Source organism: Psychromicrobium xiongbiense, from assembly GCF_030271165.1.
Lineage (GTDB): Bacteria > Actinomycetota > Actinomycetes > Actinomycetales > Micrococcaceae > Renibacterium > Renibacterium xiongbiense.
On sequence record NZ_JASSZH010000035.1, the window covers coordinates 1 to 22,906 of the forward strand.

The window sequence follows — 22,906 nt, forward strand, 5'->3', positions numbered from 1 at the left end:
CCGCCAGCTCGACGTACTGACTGTTGACCCCCAGGCCGCAAGCTCTACTATCTGCATTCATACGCATATTCTGTCACAGTTTCCTTCGCCGAGTGGTGAGATAACGCCCCGTCGAGGGCCGAATGGGGGCGTTATCTCACCACTCGGCGGAGGGGTTGCCGATCAGAACCTGCGGTAGTCGCGCACGCTCATCCGTGGGCCGTGTCGTTCCTTGCGGATTCCGGTGAGCCCCAGCAGGCGGACCACCCGCTGCCGGTTCCCACGCCAGGGCTCCAGCAGTTCCAGCATGCCGGCATCGTCCACAGGCTCACCGATGAGGGCCAGTCCCACAAATCCGGCGAGGTGGTAGTCGCCCACCGATACCGAGTCCGGGTCACCATGGCTGATCTGGGTGACCTCAGCGGCCGTCCAGCGCCCGATGCCGGAGATGCTCTGCAACGCCCGGCTCGCCGTGGGCGCATCCACCTGGCCCAGGCGGCCGAGAGCACTGGCACGCTGCAGGGCGCGCATGATCGTGTCCGAGCGTTGCGGGCCGACTCCCGCCTGGTGCCAGGCCCAGGAGGGGATTCTCGCCCAGGTCTGCGGCTCCGGGCCAAGCCGTAGTCCCGGTGGAAACTGTGCCGGAGGGTATCCGCCCGGCTCGGAAAGGCCCGGCGCGGCTTCGCCGAAGAGCGCCACCAGCCTGCGGTACCCCGCGAAGGCCTCTTTGCCGGTCACTTTCTGTTCCAGGATGGCGGGGATCAGCACTTCGAGCACGCGCCCGGTGCGCAGCAGCCGAAGCCCGGGGTGGCGCTGGCGGGCTAGCCGGACGTGCTCCGGCAGGGTCGCCAGAACGGTGGGATGGTCGAACCCGGACCAGTCATCATCGCCACCGAGCATCCGGGGTACCCCGGCCAGCGCCTCCTGGCTGCCCGGTCCCCAGGCGTGGGCATGGATTCCCTCGCGGCTCTGGTGGACCCGGAGCGTCACTGGCCCCGCCGGGGTGCGGAAGGCATGCCACCACGCACCGTCATGGGGAACCGTACTGGGGTCGGAGCCACCACGACGCAGGGAGCCGATCGTCAAGGCCAGATCGTAAGGCTCGACTGGCCGCCAGATCGTGCTCAGCGGTGCCGTCATCGTGCTCGGGCTCCGGCCGGTTCCAGCGAGGAGGGTGAGGCCTCGGATTCCGGGATTCCGGCGAATTGTTCACGGTAGGCGCTGGGTGTCAGCAGCATTTGCCGCTTGAACACTGTGCGGAAGTTTGCCGCACTGCCCAGGCCCACCCTGATAGCCACGGATTCCACCGGCAGATCGCTGCTTTCCAGAAGTTCGCAGGCAGCGAGCACCCGTTGCTGACTCAGCCACTGTTGCGGTGAACAGCCCAGAGTCTCGGTAAAGCGGCGGTGCAGGGTGCGCTCGCTCAGCCCGGCACGGCTCGCCAACTCGGCGGAACCCAGCGGTTCCCGAAGCCGTTGCAGAGCCCATTGCGTCACCCGGCTCAGCTCATCCGGTTGCCGCGCGGGCGGGGCTGGGCGGACGAATTGCGCCTGCTGCCCGCTCCGATAGGGGCTGGCGACAGCACCACGCGCCGCGGCCAGCGAGACCGCTGCGCCGAAGTCCCGGCGAATGAGATGCAGGCACAGATCGATACCCGCTGCGACTCCCGCCGAGGTGAGGACCTGCCCGGCATCGACGTAGAGCACCTCCGGCCGCACCCTCACCCGCGGAAACATTCGGGCAAAACTGGCGGCATGCTCCCAATGGGTGGTGGCCTCCAGGCCATCGAGCACGCCCGCATGCGCAAGCGCAAAAGAGCCGACGCAGACGGAGGCCAGTCGCGCGCCTCGCGCATGGGCCGCGCGCAGGGCAGCCAGCACTGCGGGGCTGGGGGTCTGCTCAGGATGGGTGTGCCCGGGAACCACAATGGTGTCCGCCTCTGCCAGGGAGTCCAGACCGCGTTCCGCCGTGAGAGTGTAGCCGCCGATGGCGGGAACAGGCCCTTCCGCGCAGGTCCAGGCGTGGTAGCGGCCGCCGGTGAGCCGGTTGAGGATCTGGACGAAGATGCCGAAGTCCAGCGGAAGGATCTCCGGCAGAGCCAGAACTGCCACTGTTTGCGGTGGCCGGGCCGGAGGTGTGGCTGAATCCATGTGCATAGTGGCTAGTTTGCCACTGTGCGGGCTGATTCCGCACCGGAAGACTCACCCTATGACCAGGAATGTGATCAGGAATCCCACCCCGGAAACACAGCCGGACGCAGCACAGCCGGACGCAGCGCAGCCGGACGCCGAGTCCGGCACGGCACTGAGCCGAAACCGGGCGACCCGCAGCAGAGGCGGTCTGTTCTCCCCGCTGCGAGCCCCGGAAACACGTGGCCTGCTGGCGGCACTCCTGGTATCGCAATGCCTGTATTACTTCGTCGTGGCGACAGACCTGACCCTGGGCGCCTTGGTGGGCCTGAGCCTGGCACCCAGCCCCTGGATGGCCACCCTGCCACTGACCCTGGTGATGGCCGCTGGCACGCTGTTCTCCTTCGCCGGCGGACCACTGGCTCAGCGCCTGGGCTACCGGGTGCTACTGGCCGCGGGCGCCATCGCGCTTCTGCTGGGGTCGCTACTGTGCTGTTACGCCGTCATCGCGCATGACTTCCTGGCGCTGTGCCTCGGCATGGCCTGCGCCGGTGCGTACCGTTCCACGGGCGGATACCTGCGGTATGTCGCGGCCGATGCCGTCCCGGAGAGCCAGCGCGGACGGGCGCTGTCCCTGGTGCTCTACGGTGGCATCCTGGCCGCTGCTGCGGGGCCTTTTGCGGCGGTGTGGGCCTCGGAGTGGACCAGCCCCGAGTATCTGGGCTCGTTTCTGCTGGTCGGCGGGTTCGCCCTGGGAGCCTTGGCACTGAGCTGGTGCATGCCTGGCGGGCGGATATCTGGCGGGCGCAGGCTGCGGGACCGGGAGGTTCCACTGCGAGCTGTTCCCTTGAAAGCTGTTCCGCTGCGGGAGGGCCTGCGGAACCGACGGTACTGGAGCGCGTTGATCGCGCTGGTCCCGGCGGGTGCGGTGATGAGCCTATTGATGGCCGCTGGACCGCTGGCCAATCATCAGGGCGGGAACTCTGCGCAGATGGGTGCCGCGATCATCCAGTGGCATCTGATCGGTATGTTTGCGCCCGCAGCCTTTTCGGAGTGGCTGGTGCTGCGACTGGGCCTGCGGCGTACGGTGCTGGTGGGTTTTGCCCTCTACCTGGTGGGAGGGCTGAGTGCTCTGATTCAACCGGGCGTTCCACCGGGCGCCGGGTTGGGCGGGATGAGCGCGGGTTCCACGATGGGAGCAGTCGAGCCCTGGATGATTCTGGCAGACCTCCTGCTGGTCGGCGTCGGCTGGAACGTGCTGTTTGTGGCGGGCTCATCCCTGGTGGCTGGCAGCTATCCAGCTGGTCGCGGAGGTGTCCTGCAGGGATTCAGCGAGGGGTTCGCCGCCATTTTCACGGCGGGGGGCGCGATGCTCGGCGCGGCGATCTTCACGGCATCGGGCTGGATGGTGACGAATCTGGTGGCTCTGGCGGCCGCCGTGGCCTTCGCCGGAGCCTTCCTCGTGGTGAACCCGCGTTCCGTTCCCAACTGAGTAGCAGCACTTGCGCGTGGAAACGCGTGGAAACGCGTGGGAACGATTCCACTCAGCAGCTACTGTTACTCAGTTGGGAGGGGCGGAACCAGTAGGCTGAAAGGGCCGCATTAACCTCACCGAAAGGTAGCCCCGATGACTCGAACCCAGGAACTCGCCGCCCAGTATTCCGAGGATCTGGTGGCTCTGCGACGTGAACTCCATCAGATTCCTGAGCTGGGTCTGAATCTGCCGCAGACGCAGCAACGGATTCTCGAGGCGCTGGAACCGCTGGGGCTGGAGATCACACTGGGCAAGGGGCTGAGCTCCGTGACCGCCGTCCTGCGCGGCGAGGCGCAGACGGAGCGCGAAGACCGTCCGGTGGTTCTGCTCCGCGGCGATATGGATGGGCTCCCGGTCACCGAGCTGGTGGACGTGCCGTTCAAATCCACCAACGGCGCCATGCATGCCTGCGGACATGACATGCATGTCGCAGGTCTGGTGGGTGCCGCCCGCATTCTGCACGCCCTCCGCGCAGAGCTTCCCGGCGACGTCGTCTTCATGTTCCAGCCAGCGGAAGAAGGCCCCGGAGGGGCGAAGTCGATGATTGATGAGGGGCTGCTGGAAGCAGCAGGTCGCCGGGTCGATGCCGCCTATGGCCTGCACGTCATGTCTGATCAGATGCCCGCGGGCATCTGGACCGGCCGGGCGAAAACGCTCATGGCCGCACCGGATATTTTGCGCGTCCGATTCGTTGGTCAGGGTGGCCACGGTTCCGCGCCGTTCCGCGCCAATGACCCCATCCCGGCTTTGTGCGAGGCCGTCGGCGCCCTGCAAACACTGGTCACCCGCCACTTCGACATCTTTGACCCGGTGGTCGTCACGGTGGGGCACATCGCCGGCGGGAGCAAGGACAATATCATCCCGGACGATGCCGCCTTCGAGGCCACCGTGCGCACCTTCAGCCCGGAGAATCGGGCCAAGGTCGAAGAGCTCAGCGTCCAGCTGATGAAGGGCCTGGCCGAGGGACATGGCTTGCTTGCCGAGGTGGAATTCGAGCGGGTCTACCCGGTGACCGTCAACGACGAAACCGAATTCGCCTTCACCCGCAGCGTGATTGAGGAGCTGTGTGGAGCTGAGCGGTTCGTGGAGATGCAGAATCCGATCCCCGGCGGCGAGGACTTCTCCTACGTTCTCGAAGAGGTCCCCGGCACCTTTGTGTTCCTGGGCGCTAGCGTGCACCAGGATCTCAGCGAGGCAGACGGTAATCATTCCCCGCGCGCGGCCTTTGACGATGCCGTGCTCGCAGACGGTGCCGCGGTTCTGGCCGAACTCGCCGTCCGGAGACTGAACCGCTAGAGCTGAACCGGGCTGGCTGAGCCTCAGCGATGCCCGAACGGCACCCCGTCCAGATCGGTGTGCGGCAGACCGAAAAGGTGCAGGGCGTGCGCCGGGATATCCGCCTGGAGCAGCCCGGTCAGCGAGCTGTCGATGCCGGCCCCGGCCGCTGCGATCCATGCGGTGCGCTCGGCGGGGCTGTCCCCGCCATGGCCGCCGCCCTCGATGTGTCCGTGATCGGTGACCACGATGACGGTCCAGTCCTCGCCATGCTCCACTTTGCCGCGCACCACCTCCAGCAGCCGGGCCAGCCGGGCATCGCAACGTTCGATGGCGGCCTGGTAGCCGGCGTCGGTGCCGTCGCGATGGGCGTACTCGTCGACTTCACCGAAGTAGACGAAGGAGACCGCCAGGTCCTCGGTGGCGAGGCGTTCCGTGGCATAGTCCGCGACCTCGTCATCGACCTGGATCCAGGCGGCAGCGTGATCGTCGCTGAAGTCCGGGTTGATCGAGGGTAGCCAGCTGGGCCCGGAAAAGATCGGCCCGCACTCATAGTCGGCTGCCAGCGGGAACCAGCTCACGGCCACCATGGTCGCGGCCTCCGGCCTGGCGGCCCCGATGCGTGCCAGAAAATCCGGGTGTCGCGTGGGGAGCGGGCCGGAGGCTTCTTTGTGCTGGGGGCCGTTTCCGGTCACCTGGTGCCGGTCCATGTGTACGCCCGTGGCCACGGTGGACCAGACCGGACCGGAGATGGTGGGGTTCTTCTCGTGTACCTGCACCGGCAGGAGAATCCCGGCCGTAGCCAGGCTGGAGAGGGCTGGAGTGTCTGCGGCTTGCAGTGAGTCGAAGCGAACGCCGTCGATGCCGACGACCAGCAGATGAGGGGCAGGAGCGACTGCGGAACTCGTCATGAAGACCACGCTACACACTGCGGGCTCGTAGCAGCGGGTCCTGCATGCAACGACTGTTTTTCAGAGGTGACCCGAGAAGCCAGACATCACGACACTGAGCACCGCGAAAATGATGGTGAAGATCGCGAATGATCCTGCCAGCTTCCTTTGCCCTCCGGCGAGAGCCCAGATTGCGGCCACCACGCTGGGGGCAACCCACAGGATGGGAGGGAACTTGACCAGGGCGACCACTTGGAATACCAACCATGCACCAGGAAGGCGTTGTTCCCACCACCGCGGAGGGGCCAGCAGTTTCTCTTCCGGGGCGTTCGACTGCAAGTTAGGCATTACGGAGTGCCTGCCTGGCACGAGGATGAGCCATCGTTATAACCAGTGACTCGAACCCAGATGGTTCCTGACGTGTTTCCATCAACAAATTTGAATTTGGCAAATCGTGTGGTGACCCAATTAAGACCATTCTTGTAGTCCTCTTGGCCGTTGAATGAGGCGAAGCTCCACCCAACCGCGTATTTTGCCCATGGTGTCGCGTCTGTTCCCATGTATATTGCACCGATCGTGCCGAATTCCCAGTGAAGAGTGACTGTGAGGTTGGCCATCTCGACACCAAGCCAGTTAATCCACTTCTGCTTGCAGGTTCCGGCGGCTGGAAGCGACCACATGGGCTGAATGCCGTCGTTTGTTGCGCGGACCATTTCGAGCGAAGTGCTCACGGGCATCGTTGACATCTTGTCTTGATCACCCCATGCTGCGGCAGCTTGTTCTGCAGTGAATACCCCTGCTTTTGCTACAGCTGAAACGAACGACCCCTTGGTCCATCCGTTAAAAGGACTTGAAGATGCTGAACCTGCACTTGCTTGGCTCACTCCGAAACCAGTGAGTGCGATGCAGGTGGCTGCAAGCACTGCTATCGTCCGGCGACGAACAGTTTTCATAATGTTCAGGACTTATTCCTTCGAAATAGTCAGTGGCTGTGAAAAAACTGTGACATTAAACATCGAAGCATATTAATAGTTGACGGTCAAGGGTCATCTGATGGAAGCTGATCGGCATTCCAACCTGTTGAGGCCGGTCTCTGCAATGAGGCGAAGCCTGAGTTGCCCGCCCCGGGGCTGGGCTCCTTGGCTTGCAACGGCTCCTCCGGCGACACGTTTCTTGGCCGGGAACTCGCGGGCACACTACCGTTAGGCCTATGAAATACGCCCAGTCGGTGCTTGACCTGATCGGCAACACCCCGCTCGTCCGGCTCAACAAGGTCACCGAAGGCATTGCAGCAACAGTGCTCGCCAAGGTCGAATACCTTAACCCCGGCGGCTCGGCCAAGGACCGCATCGCGGTCAAGATGCTCGACGAGGCGGAGCGGGCCGGGAAGATCCTTCCCGGTGGCACCGTGGTGGAGCCGACCTCCGGGAACACCGGTGTGGCCCTGGCCATGGTCGCCCAGCAGCGCGGCTACAGGTGCATTTTCACTGTGCCGGACAAGGTCTCCGAGGACAAACGGGCCACCTTGCAGGCCTACGGTGCGGAAGTCGTGGTCACGCCGACGGCGGTGGCACCGGATTCACCGCAGTCTTACTACGGAGTGGCGGACCGGCTGGTGAGCGAGATCCCCGGCGCCTATAAGCCGGACCAGTTCTCCAACCCCTTCGGGCCGTTGAGCCACTTCGAGACCACCGGACCCGAAATCTGGCGCGATACTGACGGCCTGGTCACTCACGTCGTCATCGGCGTCGGGACCGGCGGCACGATCACCGGAACAGGACGCTATCTGCGGGAGGTTTCCCAGGACCGGCCCGGCGGCGAGGTCCAGGTGATCGGCGTCGACCCGGAAGGGTCCGTCTATTCCGGAGGAACCGGCCGCCCCTATCTGGTGGAGGGCGTCGGCGAGGATATCTGGCCGGCATCGTACGATCCGAGCGTTCCGCACGAGATCCTGGCCGTCTCCGATGCCGAAAGCTTCGCCATGACCCGCAGGCTGGCCCGGGAAGAGGGCCTGCTGGTGGGCGGTTCCAGCGGGATGGCTGTGGTGGCGGCCCTGCGGGTGGCCCGGACTCTGGGGCCCGATGACGTGGTGGTCGTCCTGCTGCCCGACTCCGGGCGCGGTTATCTCGGCAAGATCTTCAACGACGAGTGGATGCAGTCCTACGGCTTCCTCAGTACCTCCGATGAGCCAGCGGTCGGTGAGCTTCTGCGCGGCAAATCCGGGCAACTGCCGGATCTGGTGCACATTCACCCCAACGAAACCGTCCGCGACGTCATCCGCCTGCTGGGCGAATACGGGGTGTCCCAGGTGCCGGTGCTCACCGCCGAGCCGCCCGTGGTGATGGGGGAGGTGATCGGTACCGTGGACGAGCGGGTGCTGACCGAGAAGCTCTTCCGCAACGAGGCAAAACTCACCGATAAAATCACTGAGCACATGTCCCCGGTGCTGCCCATGATCGGTTCGCTCGAACCGATCAGCGCCGCCCGGGAAAAGCTACAGGATGTCGATGCTCTACTGGTGACCTTCGTCGGCGCTCCGGTGGGGATCCTCACCCGGCACGATCTGCTCTTCCACCTTCAACGCTAACCCCACGACGACAGGATTCCTGATGACTGAAACTCAGACCCCGCACTCCGGCGCGCAGACAGTGGAAGGGCTCGGGTTCAATACCCGTGCGGTGCATGCGGGTCAGGAGCCGGATCCGGTGACCGGCGCTGTGGTGGGCGGCATCATCCAGTCCTCCACCTTCGCTCAGGACGGCATCGGCCAGCTGCGCAACGGCTACGAATACGGCCGTGGTGGCAACCCGACGCGGGATTCGCTGCAGGCCCAGCTGGCCGCCGTCGAACACGGCAAGCATGCCTTCTCCTTCAGCTCCGGGCTGGCCGCTGAGGACGCGGTGATCCGGGCACTGCTCCGGCCGGGTGGGCACATCGTGATGGGCAACGACGTCTACGGCGGCAGCTACCGTCTGATCAACCGGGTTCTGGGACCGTGGGGCGTGGAGCATTCCACCGCGGATATGTCTTCCCTGGAGAGCATCGAGGCCGCAGCCCGCCCGGAGACGGCGCTGTTCTGGGTGGAGACGCCATCCAACCCGATGATGAAGATCACCGATATCGCCGCGCTGGCGGATCTGGCGCACTCCCGCGGCGCGAAGCTGCTGGTGGACAACACCTTCGCCTCGCCCTACCTGCAGAATCCGCTGGACCTGGGCGCCGACATCGTCGTGCATTCGACCACCAAATACATCGGCGGGCATTCCGATGTGATCGGCGGGGCGGTGGTGATGCGCGATGACGCCCTGGCAGAGAAGATCGGCTTCGTCCAGTTTGCCGTCGGCGCGGTGTCCGGCCCGATGGATGCCTTTCTGACCACGCGCGGGCTCAAGACCCTGGGCCTACGAATGGACCGGCACTGCAGCAACGCCCAGCAGATTGCGCAGTGGCTGGACGGGCACTCCGGGGTGGAGCGGGTGCTGTACCCCGGGCTGGCGCACCATCCCGGGCATGAGTTGGCGGCGCGGCAGATGCGCGGGTTCGGCGGTATGATCTCCGTGCAGTTCACCGGAACGGTTGCACGCAGCGGGGCTGAGGTGGCCCGGGCCGTGGCCGAATCGACGCAGCTGTTCACGCTGGCCGAGTCGCTGGGCGGCATCGAATCGCTGATGAATTACCCCTCTGAAATGACGCACGCCTCAGTGAAGGGCACCGAGCTGGCCGTTCCGGAGAACCTGATTCGGCTTTCGGTCGGCATCGAGGATGTGGCGGATCTGGTGGCGGACCTGGACCGGGCGCTCGGCTCCGCGCTCCGCTGAACTATCGAGCTCCGCTGAGTGTCGAGATCATGCTGTTTTCCCGGGGGATTCCAGCGTTATCTCGACACTCGACGGGGAAGCGAAGCGAGGCGGCACGATGACCGCAGCATCATACAGAGCGTTGCTGGCCGGAAGCCCTGAATTTATGTATCAATTCACTCAGAATGATCACGATTTGATATCGACGGAGGGGCGGCCTACCGTGGTGGTAGCCCTTCGGGGAAGGTCACACCCCTGAGTGGACCATATATGTCTGAGTCTGCCCAGCGCCGAATGCCGTCAGTACGGCAGACCATCAACGCAACCTCCATACCGCAGGCTTGACGGCGACGCATCGATGTCCGGGGACGGATGGAGCGCAGGCGAGCCTTGGAGAATCAGCGTGAACAACAGCAAATTGACTCGTTACCTGGGCCGCGGCGCGGCCGTTCTAGCCATCGCCGGTTCCGGCTTGGCAGTTGCCGGTCAGGCGGCTAATGCCGCTGACGGCAGCACCTGGGATGCCATCGCACAGTGCGAGAGCGGTGGAAACTGGGCCATCAACACCGGCAATGGTTACTACGGCGGCCTCCAGTTCTCGGCCAGCACCTGGGCCGCTTACGGTGGCACCGGTTCTGCGCAGAACGCCTCCCGTGAGCAGCAGATCGCAGTGGCCCAGCGCGTTCAGGCCAGCCAGGGCTGGGGCGCCTGGCCGGCTTGCTCAGCCAAGCTGGGACTCCGGGGAGGTGGCGGTGCTCCTGCTCCCGTGGCTGCCCAGGCCACCAACGTCACTCCCGTCCAGAAGGCACCGGCCCAGAAGGCTCCGGTTCAGGTGCCCGCCGCTCCGGCGGTCCAGGCTCCGGCAGCCCCGACCCCTGTTCAGGCCAGTGGCAAAACCTACACCATCCAGTCCGGTGACACTCTGAGCGGCATCGCACAGAAGCTGAACATCTCCGGTGGCTGGAAGGCCCTGTTTGCAGCCAACTCCACCACGATCATCCACCCGGATCTGATCTTCACCGGTGCGGTCCTGCAGCTTCCTGCCTGATCAGACCGGCTGATCACACAGACTGACCAGAACAGCTCTCATGGACACCGTCCATGAGAGCTGTTCTGGTTTCTGCTTCGAAGGCCGGTGCGTTCCGAAGGCCAGGAAAAGAAGGCCAGGAAACGACGGCCAGGAAAACTAGCGCGGAGCAACCACTCCCTGCCGCGCCTGGGCATCGTAGTGGTAGACGCTCCTGCCGTCGATGAAAACGTTCATGGCCCGCTGCATCACATCCAGCGGATCGCCGCTCCACAGCACCATGTCTGCGGCCTTGCCCGGTTCCAGTGAGCCGATCCGGTCCGCCAGACCCAGCACCTTCGCCGGGTTGATCGTGATGGAGCGCAGCGCCGTCTCCCGGTCCAGACCTTCCTTGATGGCCAGAGTCGCCTGGTGGATCAGGAAATGGATCGGCACCACCGGGTGGTCGGTGATGATCGAGATCTCCACCCCGGCGGCCGCCAGCTTGCCCGGGTTCGCGATGGACCGCTGACGCAGCTCCATTTTGGACCGGGAGGTGAACAGTGGGCCGATCAGGACCGGGATGCCCTTCTCCGCCAGCATGGGGGCCAGCAGATGCGCCTCGGTGCCATGGTCGATGACGAGCTCATAGCCAAACTCTTCGGCGATCCGGACGGCGGTGGCGATGTCGTCCGCACGGTGGGCGTGTTGACGCCAGGGGATCTCCCGGCGTAGCACCATGCCCAGTGCTTCATGGGTTAGATCCACGCCCTTGCGGTCCGCCTCCGGAGTGTCCAGGTAGTTGCGGGCCTCCTGGAAGGCCTTGCGGATCACCAGGGCAGTGCCGAGTCGGGTGGAAGGGGTCTGGTTCTTGCCGCCATAGACGCGCTTGGGGTTCTCGCCCAAGGCGGCTTTGAGCCCGCTGGGGCTGCGCAGCACCATCTCGTCCACATAGGAGCCATGGGTGTGGAGCGCCACGGCAAGCCCGCCGATCGGATTGCCCGAGCCCGGGTTCACATTCACCGTCGTGATGCCACCAGCCAGGGCATCGTCGAAGCCCATTTCCCGCGGATTGATCGCATCCAGCGCCCGGACGGCCGCCATGACCGGCCCGGTCATCTCATTCGTGTCATCGCCCATCGGCCCTTCGGCCTCCTCATGGACGCCCACATGTGTGTGCGCATCGACCAGGCCGGGCAGCAGCCACTGACCCTGGGCATCGATCACCTCCGCCCCTTCCGGTGCCACCACGTCGGGGCCCAGAGCGGTGATGACGCCATCCTGCGCCAGGAGGCCGCCATCGAAGGGTTCGCCTTCAATGGGGACAATATGCGCGTTGAGGATGGCGAGGGATCGGGAGGATTCGGGAGTGGTCACCAGTGGCCTTTCGGTAGCTGACGGGTCTGCGGTGCGCCGGGAGTGCCGCGGAACACGAGGTCCTGCTGACCGGACGCACTGTCTAACCTACTCCGGCATATCCACTCCGTCGCAGTTGAGGCTGGTCGCGACGGTGCACCATCAGGAATCTGTAAAGGTCCACAGGCTACGTCTCAGGAAGTCGTCAAGAATCCTTGTGTCCGCCCCGGGCGGGTCTTTGCTGGAGTCAACGCACGGACGGTGCGTGAAGATTTCCGTGAAAGGACCCTGACATGGCCGACGTACTCGTCGTCGTGATTTTCCTGGCCGCGGCGGCAGCAGTGATGTGGATGGCGAAAGCGGTGGCAAAACTCTGATGGCTGATCTCATCCTGTGGCTGGCGCTCGCCGCGGTGGCCCTCGCACTCTGCTGCTACCTGGTCGCCGCGCTGATTCATCCAGAGAAGTGGTGACCATGACCTTCTCCTGGTGGTCCTTCCTGACCCAGATCGCCCTGCTGGTGCTTGCGCTGGGCCTGGTTCACAAACCTCTGGGCCTATACATGGCCCGCGTCTTCACCAGTTCAAAGCACCTGAGAGCGGAGCGACTCTTCTACCAGGTCGCCGGGGTCGATGCCGATGCGGACCAGACCTGGTCCACCTACCTGCGGAGCCTGCTGGCCTTCTCGGTGATCGGCATCCTGCTGGTCTTCGGAATCCAGCGGCTCCAGGGACTGATTCCTGGGCAGGGTGACGCCGTGGACCCGTGGGTGGCCATGAACACCGCCATCTCCTTCGTCACCAATACGAACTGGCAGAGCTACGTCCCCGAAAGCACTGTCGGCATCGTCGTACAGATGATGCTGCTGGCGGTGCAGAACTTCCTCTCGGCAGCAGTGGGCATTGCGGTGGCGATCGCTCTGATCAGGGGCCTGCGCCGCACGGGCACCGACCGAATCGGTAACTTCTGGGTGGACGTGGCCCGCGGCAGCTTCCGACTGCTGCTTCCGCTCGCTCTGCTGGCCGCCATCGCCTTCGTGGTGACCGGCGTCGTGCAGAATTTCACCGGTACCGCAGTGGTCAACGCCGCTCTGGGGGTGCACCAGCAGATCCCCGGTGGCCCGGTGGCCTCTCAGGAAGCGATCAAACTTCTGGGCACCAACGGTGGCGGCTATTTCAACGCGAATTCCGCGCATCCCTTCGAGAACCCGAACGGCTACTCCAATCTGCTCTCCGTCTTCCTGATCCTCGCCATCCCCTTCTCCTTGCCCTACACCTACGGCCGGATGCTCGGCTCGCAGAAGCAGGGCTACACGATCCTGACCGTGATGGGAAGCCTCTGGGCGGTCAGCAATGGGCTGATGGCCTGGGTACTCAGTGTGGGGGCGACAGGCGCAGGCGTGAGCGGAGAAGGTATGGAGCAGCGTTTCGGCCCGGCCGCCACCTCGATCTTCGCCAGCTCAACCACCCTGACCTCCACCGGTGCGGTGAACGCCGCTCACGACTCGCTGCCACCACTGGTCGGCGGCCTGACCATGCTGAACATGATGCTGGGAGAAGTGGCACCCGGCGGGGTTGGTTCGGGGCTCTACGGCATGCTCGTACTGGCCATCATTGCAGTGTTCCTGGCTGGGCTGATGGTGGGGCGGACTCCCGAGTTCGTGGGGAAGAAAATCACCGCCCGGCAGATGAAGCTGGCCGCGATCTACCTTCTGGTCACGCCCACCCTGGTATTGGCGATGACCGGAATCACCTTGCTGCTGCCGGACCAGCTGAGCAATGCACCAGCCCCCGGTGGCACACCGCACCAGTTCTCTGAAGTGCTCTACGCCTTCACCTCGGCGGCCAACAACAACGGTTCTGCCTTCGGCGGGATCACCAGTTCCGGCCCCTATCTCGCCACCATGCTCGGGTTGGCCATGCTCCTGGGCCGTTTCGTTCCGATCGTGCTGGTTCTGGCGCTCGCCGGTTCACTGGCTCAACAGCGCATCGTCCCGGCATCCAGCGGCACGGTCCCCACCCACGGGCCGCTGTTCGCCTCCTTGCTGGCGGTGGTCTCCATCGTGCTCACCGCTCTTACTTACTTCCCGGCCCTCGCTCTGGGCCCACTCGCTGAGGGACTGACCCGATGACCACCGTACGTTCCATTCCCGCACTTGCAGCCTTGCCGGCAGCTCTGCCTCTGGCGCTGCGCAAACTGTCCCCGCGACAGATGGCCCATTCACCCGTGATGTTCACCGTGCTGGTCGGCGCGCTGGCGTGCACCGCTGTTGCCCTCTGGCATCCCGGGGTGTTCAGCATCGCGGTGACTCTCTGGCTGTGGCTTACCGTGCTCTTCGGCACCCTCTCCGAGGCCATTGCTGAAGGCCGGGGTAAGGCCCAGGCAGCCAGCTTGCGGGCCAGCCGTACTTCGGTGATGGCCGCCCAGGTCCGTCTGGAACCCGGGCAGCGAGTGTCCACCCTGGCGGATCTGGCCCGGGCGGAACTGGTGCAGACTCCGGCCACCGAACTCACGGTGGGGGACCTGGTGGCCTGTTCCGCCTCGGACATTATTCCCTCCGATGGCGAGGTGATCGCCGGGGTGGCCAGTGTGGACGAATCGACGATCACCGGGGAATCTGCTCCGGTGATCCGTGAATCCGGTGGAGACCGCAGCTCGGTGACCGGCGGCACTAAGGTGCTCTCGGACCAGATCCTGGTGCGGATCACCGCGGCCCCGGGGCAGACCTTCCTGGACCGGATGATCCGGCTGGTGGAGGGCGCCTCCCGGCAGAAGACCCCCAACGAGATCGCCCTGAAGGTTCTGCTGGTCTCGCTGACCATCGTGTTTCTGGTCGTGGTGATGGCACTGGCTCCGATGTCCGCCCTGGCCAAGGCGCTGCCGACGCCGATCGTGCTGGTCGCCTTGCTGGTCTGCCTCATTCCCACCACGATCGGTGCGTTGGTGCCCGCGATCGGCATCGCGGGGATGGACCGGCTGGTTCAGCACAATGTGCTGGCCACCTCTGGTCGGGCGGTGGAGACCGCGGGGGACATCGATACTCTGCTGCTGGACAAAACCGGAACCATCACCTTCGGGAACCGGCGCGCCGTCGGGTTCTTCCCAGCGGTCGGGGTGAGCGAGCAGGAGCTGATCGAAGCGGCGCGGCTCTCTTCCCTGGCCGACGAAACCCCGGAAGGCCGCTCGATCGTGGATCTGGCCGAACAGTCCGGCATCGTCATCCCCACTCTGGAAAGTCTGGAAGCCCGGGCACAGGGCGGTGAACTCGAGGTCCAGTCAGTGGAGTTCACGGCGACCACCCGGATGAGCGGTCTTGATCTGGTGGAATCGGGCGTCCGGCGGGAGATCCGCAAGGGTGCCACGAGCGCCGTGCAACGCTATCAAGCAGGCGCGGAGTTGTCTGGCGATATCAGGAGCCAGGTGCAGCGGGTCTCGGAGAAGGGTGGCACGCCGCTACTCGTCGCGGAGACCCTCGCGGACCTGACCGGGAGTCGCCCGCCGCGGGTGCTGGGCGTCATCGAACTCGCCGACGTCGTCAAGCCTGGCATGCGCGAGCGGTTCGCCGAGCTGCGCCGGATGGGTATCCGCACCATCATGATCACCGGAGACAACAAGGTCACTGCGGCCGCCATCGCCGCCGAAGCTGGAGTGGACGACTTCCTGGCCGAGGCGACGCCGGAGGACAAGCTTGCGGTGATCAAACGGGAGCAGGAGGCCGGGCACCTGGTGGCCATGACTGGGGATGGCACCAATGATGCCCCCGCGCTCGCCGCAGCTGATGTGGGCGTCGCCATGAATTCCGGCACTCCGGCAGCCAAGGAAGCCGCCAATATGGTGGACCTGGATTCCGATCCGACCAAGCTGATCGACGTGGTGCGCATTGGTAAGCAGCTGCTGATCACCCGCGGATCGCTGACCACCTTTTCCGTCGCGAACGATGTCGCCAAGTACTTTGCGATTGTCCCGGCACTGTTCGCAGCGGCCTTTCCAGGCCTGGGGCTGCTGAACATCATGGGACTGCATTCGCCGAATTCGGCGGTTCTCTCCGCGGTGATTTTCAATGCGCTGATCATCATCGCCCTGGTGCCGTTGGCGCTGAAGGGCGTGAGGTACCGGGCGGTGAGCGCGGGGCAGGCGCTGGGACGGAACCTGTTGATCTACGGGGTGGGCGGTCTGATCGCACCCTTCATCGGCATCAAAATCATCGATGTGTTCATTTCACTGATCCCGGGCCTGGGATGAACCAGCCTGTGCTGGACCCCTACCCACCACGCTCAACCGACGAAGGACATGACAGATGAGCTCGTTCGACAGCTATTTCAGGCAATTCCGCACAGCGCTGCGTTTTCTGCTCACCGCAACGGTGGTGCTGGGGCTCGGCTACCCGGCCACGGTCTGGGGTGTGGGGCAGCTGGCCGCCCCGGCACAGGCCAACGGCTCCCTGGTTCCGGTGGACGGCGCCCCCGCAGCCTCGGCACTGCTGGCACAGTCACCCCAGGACGGCCTGGGGGCAGCCTGGTTCCACCCGCGCCCTTCGGCGGCGAAGTGGGATCCAGCTGCCTCCGGAGCGAGCAACCTGGGGCCGAATGATCCGGCGCTGGCCACAGCCATGGCCGCCGCGCGGGCCGAGGTGGCTCGCCTCGAGGGAGTCCCGGAAAGTCAGGTGCCCTCCGACGCCGTGACCGCCAGCGCCTCGGGCCTGGATCCGCAGATTTCTCCGGCCTACGCAGACCTCCAGGTGCCTCGGATCGCCCAGGCCACCGGGCTGAGTCCGGACGCCATCCGGACACTGATCGTTGCGCGCACCTCGAGCGGACTGGAGGCGCTGCTGGGCCAGCCCTCGGTCAATGTGACCCTGCTCAATCTCGATCTGGCGCGCCTCGAAGCTGCCCGGAAATAACACCTGGCTCATCTACCACCGGATCTGGAGGAAACTGGAGTGATGAAGCACAGCCGGAGGCGAGGCACTCTGCGGATCCTGCTGGGTGCGGCGCCCGGCGTGGGGAAGACTTACGCCATGCTCGAGGAGGCACATCAACTTCAGTCGGAGGGCGTGGACGTCATTGTCGGTCTGGCCCTGGATCACGGCCGCGCAGCCACCAGGGGACTGTTGGCGGGGCTGGAGATCATTCCGCCAGCCCCGGTGACGTACCGGGGAACAGAATTTGAGGAGATGGATCTCGCAGCGGTGCTGGCCCGGAATCCGCAGTGTGCCCTGGTGGACGAGTACGCGCACACCGTGGTCCAGCCCGACGGCAGCAATCCGGGCGATGAATCCCGGGCACGCCGTAAGCGCTGGGAAGATGTGGAGGCCCTGCTGGAAGCGGGGATCGATGTCATCTCCACGGTGAACATCCAGCATCTCGCCTCATTGGGAGACGTGGTCAGCCAGATCACCAACACCCGGCAGGGCGAGACGGTGCCGGATGAGGTAGTCCGCCGGGCCAGCCAGATCGAGCTGATCGACATCTCACCGGAGCTGCTGCGTCTGCGTCTTTCCGCCGGGAACATCTACGCGCCGGAGAAGATCGATGCCGCCCTGGCGAACTACTTCCGGATGGGGAACCTCTCTGCCCTGCGAGAGCTCGCCCTGCTCTGGCTGGCCGATCAGGTGGAGGATGGCCTTGCCGCCTATCGCCGGGACCACGAGATCGAAGCGAGCTGGCCCACCCGGGAACGCATCGTCGTCGGGCTGACCGGCGGGCCGGAAGGTGAGGTGCTGATCCGTCGGGCCGCCCGCATCCTGGCCCGGGTGTCCGGAGGTGAACTGCTGGGCGTTCATGTCAGGGCGGCCGATGGCGTACGCGGGGAATCGCCCCGCGAGCTGGAGACCCAGCGGCAACTGCTCAAGGACCTGGGCGGCAGCTATCACAGCGTGATCGGCGAAGACCCTGCCCAGGCCATGCTGGAGTTTGCCCGCAGCGCGAACGCGACACAGTTGGTGGTCGGTACTTCGCGGCGACGGCCGCTGGCACGGCTGGTCCGCGGTGCAGGAGTGGGCAACAAGATCGTCCGCGAATCCGGTGACATTGACGTGCACATGCTCTCGCACCCGCTCGGTGGGCGGGGCGTGCGGTTCCAGCGGCCCGGAAGCCTGGGACGGCGTCGGGTGATTGCCGGCTTGGTGCTGGCGGTACTGGTGCCGGTGCTCATCGAAGCCGTCCTGGTGCAGTGGGTGCCGAACAGCTTTGTCACGGATACGCTGCTCCAGCTCTGCGGATGCGTTCTGGTGGCCATGGTCGGCGGGCTGTGGCCTGCGTTGCTGGCCGCCATCGTGAGTTCCCTGCTGTTGAACTTCTACTCCGCACCGCCGCTGGGCACGCTTACCATCTCCGATCCGGAAAATCTGCTGGCACTGGTGATTTTCCTGACGGTGAGCGCAGCTGTTGCGGTGGTGGTGGGGCTCTCCGCCCGGCGCTCCCGGGACGCCTCCAGGGCCGGGGCAGAGGCAGCGATTCTGAGTGAGTTGGCTCGTACAGCGGTCTCTGGGGAGGACTCGATGGCCTCCTTCCTGGATCAGGTCCGCGAGACGTTCCGGGTGGCATCGGCGAGTGTGCTGGTCAGGGTCCCCGGGGAGCGCACTGCGGCGCTCTGGCGGGTGGAAGCCTCGGCCGGCCCTTCGGTGCCTCGCAGCCCGGAGACGGCGGACAATGTGGAGGATATTGAGGAGGGGCTGGCGATAGCGCTCAATGGCCGGACGCTCGATGCCGCCGATCGCCGACTGCTGGTGGCTTTCGGAGCCCATCTGGTGGCGTTGCGGCAGCGGTTGGCTCTCAATGAGAGCCGCCGGGACAATATCCGGTTGGCCGAGGGTAATACGATGCGCACCTCGATTCTGCGGGCCGTCTCTCATGATCTGCGCACTCCGCTGGCCGCGATCAAACTCTCGGTCAGCAGCCTGCGCCAGGACGAGGTGCAGTTTTCACCCGAGGAGGAGGCAGAACTGCTCGGCTCGATAGAAGTCTCGGCGGATCACCTGGACGCTCTGGTGGGGAACTTGCTGGATATGTCGCGGATATCCTCAGACGCCGTCCGGCCATTGAGCCGGGCGGTTCGCTGGTCGGAGGTGATCGAGGTGGCCTTGCGCGGGGAAGGTCTGCAGGGGGGATCGGGTCAGGCGCCGGGATCTCCGGTGCGGGTGGAGCTTCCGGCGAATATGCCACCGGTGACGGCGGATCCTGGCATGCTGGAGCGGGTGATCGGCAATATTGTGCAGAATGCGCGTAAATACGCTCCGGAGTCGGAGGTCGTTCTGGTGGGCACCGTTGCGGGGGCTTCGCTGGCCGATGGCGAGCCGGCCAGTGAACTGCGTATCGTCGATCATGGGCACGGGGTCGCCGCTGAGGATGTGGTGGCCATGTTCCGGCCTTTCCAGCGCCTTGACGATGTTCCGGCGGGGACGGGCGTGGGGCTGGGACTGGCGGTGGCGAAGGGATTCACGGAAGCCATGGGAGGGGTACTGGAGGCGGAACAGACCCCCGGTGGTGGGCTGACGATGGTCATCCGTCTGCCGTTGAGCAGCGGGTCCGAAGCGCCGCCGCAGACCGATCAGTTACAGGAGCGTTCGCAGGAGGGTACACGATGACCAGTGTTCTGGTGGTGGATGACGAACCGCAGATCCTGCGCGCGCTGCAGATCAACCTGCACGCCCACGGGTACACCGTGTACACAGCGGTCGATGGCGCCGGTGCCCTGGCGAGTGCGGCGACGCACCGCCCGGATGTGGTGGTGCTGGATCTGGGTCTGCCGGATATGGACGGACTGGAGGTCATCGCAGGGCTGCGGGGCTGGACGCGAGTGCCGATTGTGGTGCTCTCCGCCCGGCATGCCTCGGAGGAGAAGGTGGCCGCGCTCGATGCCGGAGCGGACGACTATGTGACCAAGCCTTTTGGCCTGGATGAGTTTCTGGCCCGGCTACGGGCTGCGCAGCGACGTGCCGAATCCCGCGCCGTGGACGGCGGGCCGACCGTGGCAACCGAGGATTTTGTGGTGGATTTCCAGTCGAAGAAGGTGCTGCGTCAGGGTGAACCGGTGCGCCTGACGCCCACCGAATGGTCCCTTCTGGAGCTTCTGGCGCGCAATTCGGGTCGGCTGGTCTCCCAACAGCAACTGCTCGTGGAGGTCTGGGGTCCTGCGTATGCGAAGGAGACGCAGTATCTGCGGGTATATATGAGCCAGCTGAGGCGCAAACTTGAACCGGATCCGGCGAAGCCACGGCATCTGCTCACCGAGGCAGGCATGGGGTACCGCTTCGAACCATGAGGCGTGTCTTCGTGGCCCCTGCGGCTGGCCTGTGCCGGAGGTCACCCGAATTTCCCGGGCGTACGGCGGGTCTATGCCGTAGAATGGTTGAGACCTTTCTTACGGAATCCCTTTTCTTCTGTAGTTTCTTCCTGCCCAATGGTTGAGGCAGGAGTGTTTGTTGTGGGCCCCGCTGCGAGCGGGCTGGTGCCAAGGGATAGCCGTAGGTGACTAACCTGTCGTCGTGCATCCTGCACCGGCGTCCCGAGTGCGAGGTGCATTCCCATGTCCGAAAATCCTACTGACAACACTATTGACAACACCGAGGCTGACGAACAACAGATCAGTGAGCCCGTAGCTCCCGCAGCTGAGGTTCAGCCCACTGAGGAGTCCGCTCCGGTGGCGACCGCTGAGGTCGCTGAGTCCGATGACGCCATCGAGCCCGTTTCCGAGGAGTCCGGCTCCGATGACGTTCCTGCTGAGGACAAAGCTGAAGAGGTAGCCGAAGAGGCAGATCAGGGCCCGCGCTTCGCGGACTTCGGTCTTGACTCGCGCGTCCTCAAGGCGCTGAACGCCGTCGGCTATGAGAAGCCCTCGCCCATTCAGGCCGCCACTATTCCTGTGCTGATGGAAGGTCGCGACGTCGTCGGCCTCGCTCAGACCGGCACCGGTAAGACCGCTGCTTTCGCCATCCCGGCCCTGTCCCTGATGGCCGAGCGGGCTGCCGAGGAGGGTCCCTCCAAGGACACCCAGGTGCTGGTGCTGGCACCGACGCGGGAGCTGGCGCTGCAGGTGGCGGAGGCTTTCACCTCCTACGCCCGGTACCTGGATGACTTCACTGTTCTGCCCGTGTACGGCGGTTCCGCCTACGGCCCGCAGCTGGCCGGTCTGCGCCGTGGCGCCCAGGTCGTTGTGGGTACCCCGGGCCGCGTCATCGACCACATCGCCAAGGGTTCGCTGGACCTGTCCACTGTGCGCTACCTGGTGCTGGATGAGGCTGACGAGATGCTGCGGATGGGCTTCGCAGAGGACGTCGAGCAGATCCTGGCCGAGACTCCTGAGGACAAGCAGGTTGCCCTGTTCTCTGCCACGATGCCCGGGCAGATTCGTCGGATTGCCAAGAAGTACCTGGATGAGCCGGCTGAAATCTCCGTCAAGGCCAAGACCACCACGGGCGAGAACACCCGTCAGCGCTACCTGCAGGTCATGGGCCCGCACAAGCTGGATGCGATGACCCGCATTCTTGAAGTGGAAGACTACGACGGCGTGATCGCCTTCGTGCGGACCAAGATGGCCACCGAGGAACTGGCGGACAAGCTCAAGTCCCGCGGTCACCGCGCAGCGGCGATCAACGGCGACATCCCGCAGCAGCAGCGCGAGCGTACCGTCGAGGCGTTACGCAACGGCGAGATCGATGTGCTGGTCGCCACCGATGTTGCCGCCCGTGGCCTGGATGTTGAGCGGATCAGCCTGGTGGTCAACTACGACATTCCGCATGACACCGAGTCCTATGTTCACCGTATTGGGCGCACCGGTCGTGCCGGACGCTCCGGTGATGCCATCCTGTTCATGACCCCGCGGGAGAAGTACCTGCTGCGGGCCATCGAGAAGGCGACCCGTCAGCCGGTGGAGCAGATGCACCTGCCTACCGCGGAGACCATCAACAACCTGCGCCTGGGCAAATTTGCCGAGCGCATCACCGAGACGCTGGAATCCGAGGATCTCTCGACTTTCCGCGAACTGGTGGCTGGCTACGAAGCAGAGCATGATGTGACGGCGGTGGAGATCGCTGCTGCACTGGCCCTGATGGCTCAGGGCGGGGAACCGCTGCTGGTCAAGGATCTGCCGAGCACACCCGAGTTCCAGAAACGGGATCGCAATAAGGACGGCTTCGGCTCCCGTGGCCCGACCCGCTCGGTCACCGAGGGTAACGCGACCTACCGCATTGCGGTGGGGCGCCGTCATCGTGTGATGCCCGGTTCCATTGTGGGCGCGCTGGCCAACGAGGGTGGGTTCTCCTCCTCGCAGATCGGCGGCATCGACATCCGCTCGGATCACACCCTGGTGGAGCTCCCTGCGGAACTGAGCAAAGATCAGTGGCGTGCACTGTCCCGCACCCGGATCGGTGGCGAGCCGATTCACCTGGAGCTGGATACGGGCCGCAAGCCGAACAGCGACCGTGGCGACCGTCCGGAGCGTGCCGACCGCGGCGATCGCGGCGGCTGGCAGGGCAACCGCGGGAATGATCGTCCGGATCGTGGCGGTGACCGTGGTGGACGCTTCGGTGGCGGCGGGTTCTCCGGTGGTCCCCGCAACGACCGCAATGAGCGTGGCGGCTACCAGGGCAACCGCGACGACCGTCCTCGCGAAGGCGGCTACCAGCGTCGCGAGAACCACGACCGTGGGTATGAGCGCCGCGATTCCAGCGACCGTCGGGACAGTGGCTTTGAACGTCGTGGATCCAGCGATCGTTTCTCCGGTGGCCCTCGCAATGATCGCGGTGGTCGTTCCGAGAACCGTGGAGGCAGCTTTGAGAACCGCGGAAGCGGCTCCGAGGATCGTGGAGCGAACCGGGGAGAGCGCAAGCCTCGCTGGGGCTCACAGGGCAACCGCTAGTCGGTCTTTGCCCGCTGAATGAGTGCGATCCGGAAGGTTTTCCGAGGTGCGAAATCTCGATTTCACACCTCGGAAAACCACTGG

Annotated in this window: 17 protein-coding genes; 12 read left to right on the plus strand and 5 right to left on the minus strand. The window is 65.0% G+C overall.

All coding sequences use genetic code 11. From position 1 onward, the window contains the following. Nucleotides 1-162 precede the first annotated feature (162 nt). The gene (locus tag QQM37_RS12245) at nt 163-1,119 is read right to left on the minus strand and encodes a DNA-3-methyladenine glycosylase family protein (protein ID WP_285727893.1); all 957 of its coding nucleotides are present in this window, start codon (nt 1,117-1,119) and stop codon (nt 163-165) included. Beyond that, nucleotides 1,116-2,135 carry a GlxA family transcriptional regulator gene (locus QQM37_RS12250; protein WP_285727895.1) on the minus strand — a complete coding sequence of 340 codons (1,020 nt, stop codon included), beginning with the start codon at nt 2,133-2,135 and terminating at the stop codon, nt 1,116-1,118. The genes QQM37_RS12245 and QQM37_RS12250 overlap by 4 nt, the downstream gene beginning before the upstream one ends. Nucleotides 2,136-2,187: 52 nt before the next feature. Here QQM37_RS12250 and QQM37_RS12255 point away from each other — a divergent pair, with 52 nt between their 5' ends. Both QQM37_RS12255 and QQM37_RS12260 read left to right on the plus strand, forming a co-directional pair. Further along, nucleotides 2,188-3,600 (plus strand): MFS transporter, encoded by a 1,413-nt coding sequence (locus QQM37_RS12255; RefSeq protein WP_285727897.1) that lies wholly within the window; start codon nt 2,188-2,190, stop codon nt 3,598-3,600. A gap of 135 nt (nt 3,601-3,735) precedes the next feature. Next, complete coding sequence (locus tag QQM37_RS12260) at nt 3,736-4,938, plus strand: M20 metallopeptidase family protein (RefSeq protein WP_285727899.1); 1,203 nt, start codon at nt 3,736-3,738, stop codon at nt 4,936-4,938. 23 nt (nt 4,939-4,961) lie between these two features. On the opposite strand, the gene QQM37_RS12265 is transcribed toward QQM37_RS12260, so the two are convergent. Then, nucleotides 4,962-5,828: an alkaline phosphatase family protein gene (locus QQM37_RS12265; RefSeq protein ID WP_285727901.1), complete on the minus strand. Its 867-nt coding sequence runs from the start codon at nt 5,826-5,828 to the stop codon at nt 4,962-4,964. Between the two features lie 326 nt (nt 5,829-6,154). Further along, complete coding sequence (locus QQM37_RS12270) at nt 6,155-6,760, minus strand: hypothetical protein (RefSeq protein WP_285727902.1); 606 nt, start codon at nt 6,758-6,760, stop codon at nt 6,155-6,157. A 257-nt stretch (nt 6,761-7,017) separates the two neighbouring features. On the opposite strand from QQM37_RS12270, the gene QQM37_RS12275 reads away from it, so the two are divergent. The 3 genes from QQM37_RS12275 to QQM37_RS12285 all read left to right on the plus strand — a co-directional run bounded on the left by QQM37_RS12275 (nt 7,018) and on the right by QQM37_RS12285 (nt 10,652). Then, entirely contained in the window at nt 7,018-8,394 is a 1,377-nt protein-coding gene (locus tag QQM37_RS12275) for a cystathionine beta-synthase (RefSeq protein WP_285727903.1), read from the plus strand. A 22-nt stretch (nt 8,395-8,416) separates the two neighbouring features. Beyond that, nucleotides 8,417-9,625, plus strand: coding sequence for a cystathionine gamma-synthase (locus QQM37_RS12280; protein WP_285727904.1), 1,209 nt, complete (start codon nt 8,417-8,419; stop codon nt 9,623-9,625). 382 nt (nt 9,626-10,007) lie between these two features. Next, nucleotides 10,008-10,652: a LysM peptidoglycan-binding domain-containing protein gene (locus QQM37_RS12285; RefSeq protein WP_285727905.1), complete on the plus strand. Its 645-nt coding sequence runs from the start codon at nt 10,008-10,010 to the stop codon at nt 10,650-10,652. Between the two features lie 138 nt (nt 10,653-10,790). On the opposite strand, the gene QQM37_RS12290 is transcribed toward QQM37_RS12285, so the two are convergent. Next, nucleotides 10,791-11,987 carry an amidohydrolase gene (locus tag QQM37_RS12290; protein ID WP_420030167.1) on the minus strand — a complete coding sequence of 399 codons (1,197 nt, stop codon included), beginning with the start codon at nt 11,985-11,987 and terminating at the stop codon, nt 10,791-10,793. 355 nt (nt 11,988-12,342) lie between these two features. Between QQM37_RS12290 and kdpF the strand changes: the two genes are divergently transcribed. From kdpF to QQM37_RS12325, 7 genes are all read left to right on the plus strand, one after another. Further along, nucleotides 12,343-12,438: a K(+)-transporting ATPase subunit F gene (gene kdpF / locus QQM37_RS12295; protein ID WP_285727906.1), complete on the plus strand. Its 96-nt coding sequence runs from the start codon at nt 12,343-12,345 to the stop codon at nt 12,436-12,438. Between the two features lie 2 nt (nt 12,439-12,440). Beyond that, complete coding sequence (gene kdpA, locus QQM37_RS12300) at nt 12,441-14,096, plus strand: potassium-transporting ATPase subunit KdpA (protein ID WP_285727917.1); 1,656 nt, start codon at nt 12,441-12,443, stop codon at nt 14,094-14,096. Continuing rightward, nucleotides 14,093-16,207 (plus strand): potassium-transporting ATPase subunit KdpB, encoded by a 2,115-nt coding sequence (kdpB, locus tag QQM37_RS12305; RefSeq protein ID WP_285727907.1) that lies wholly within the window; start codon nt 14,093-14,095, stop codon nt 16,205-16,207. The genes kdpA and kdpB overlap by 4 nt, the downstream gene beginning before the upstream one ends. Before the next feature lie 55 nt (nt 16,208-16,262). Next, the gene (kdpC, locus tag QQM37_RS12310; RefSeq protein WP_285727908.1) at nt 16,263-16,865 is read left to right on the plus strand and encodes a K(+)-transporting ATPase subunit C; all 603 of its coding nucleotides are present in this window, start codon (nt 16,263-16,265) and stop codon (nt 16,863-16,865) included. A 42-nt stretch (nt 16,866-16,907) separates the two neighbouring features. Beyond that, nucleotides 16,908-19,550, plus strand: coding sequence for a DUF4118 domain-containing protein (locus QQM37_RS12315; RefSeq protein ID WP_285727918.1), 2,643 nt, complete (start codon nt 16,908-16,910; stop codon nt 19,548-19,550). Continuing rightward, nucleotides 19,547-20,227: a response regulator gene (locus QQM37_RS12320; protein ID WP_285727909.1), complete on the plus strand. Its 681-nt coding sequence runs from the start codon at nt 19,547-19,549 to the stop codon at nt 20,225-20,227. The genes QQM37_RS12315 and QQM37_RS12320 overlap by 4 nt, the downstream gene beginning before the upstream one ends. Nucleotides 20,228-20,491: 264 nt before the next feature. After that, a complete protein-coding gene (locus QQM37_RS12325) occupies nt 20,492-22,822 on the plus strand; it encodes a DEAD/DEAH box helicase (protein WP_285727910.1) in 2,331 nt (776 codons plus the stop codon). Nucleotides 22,823-22,906 lie beyond the last annotated feature (84 nt).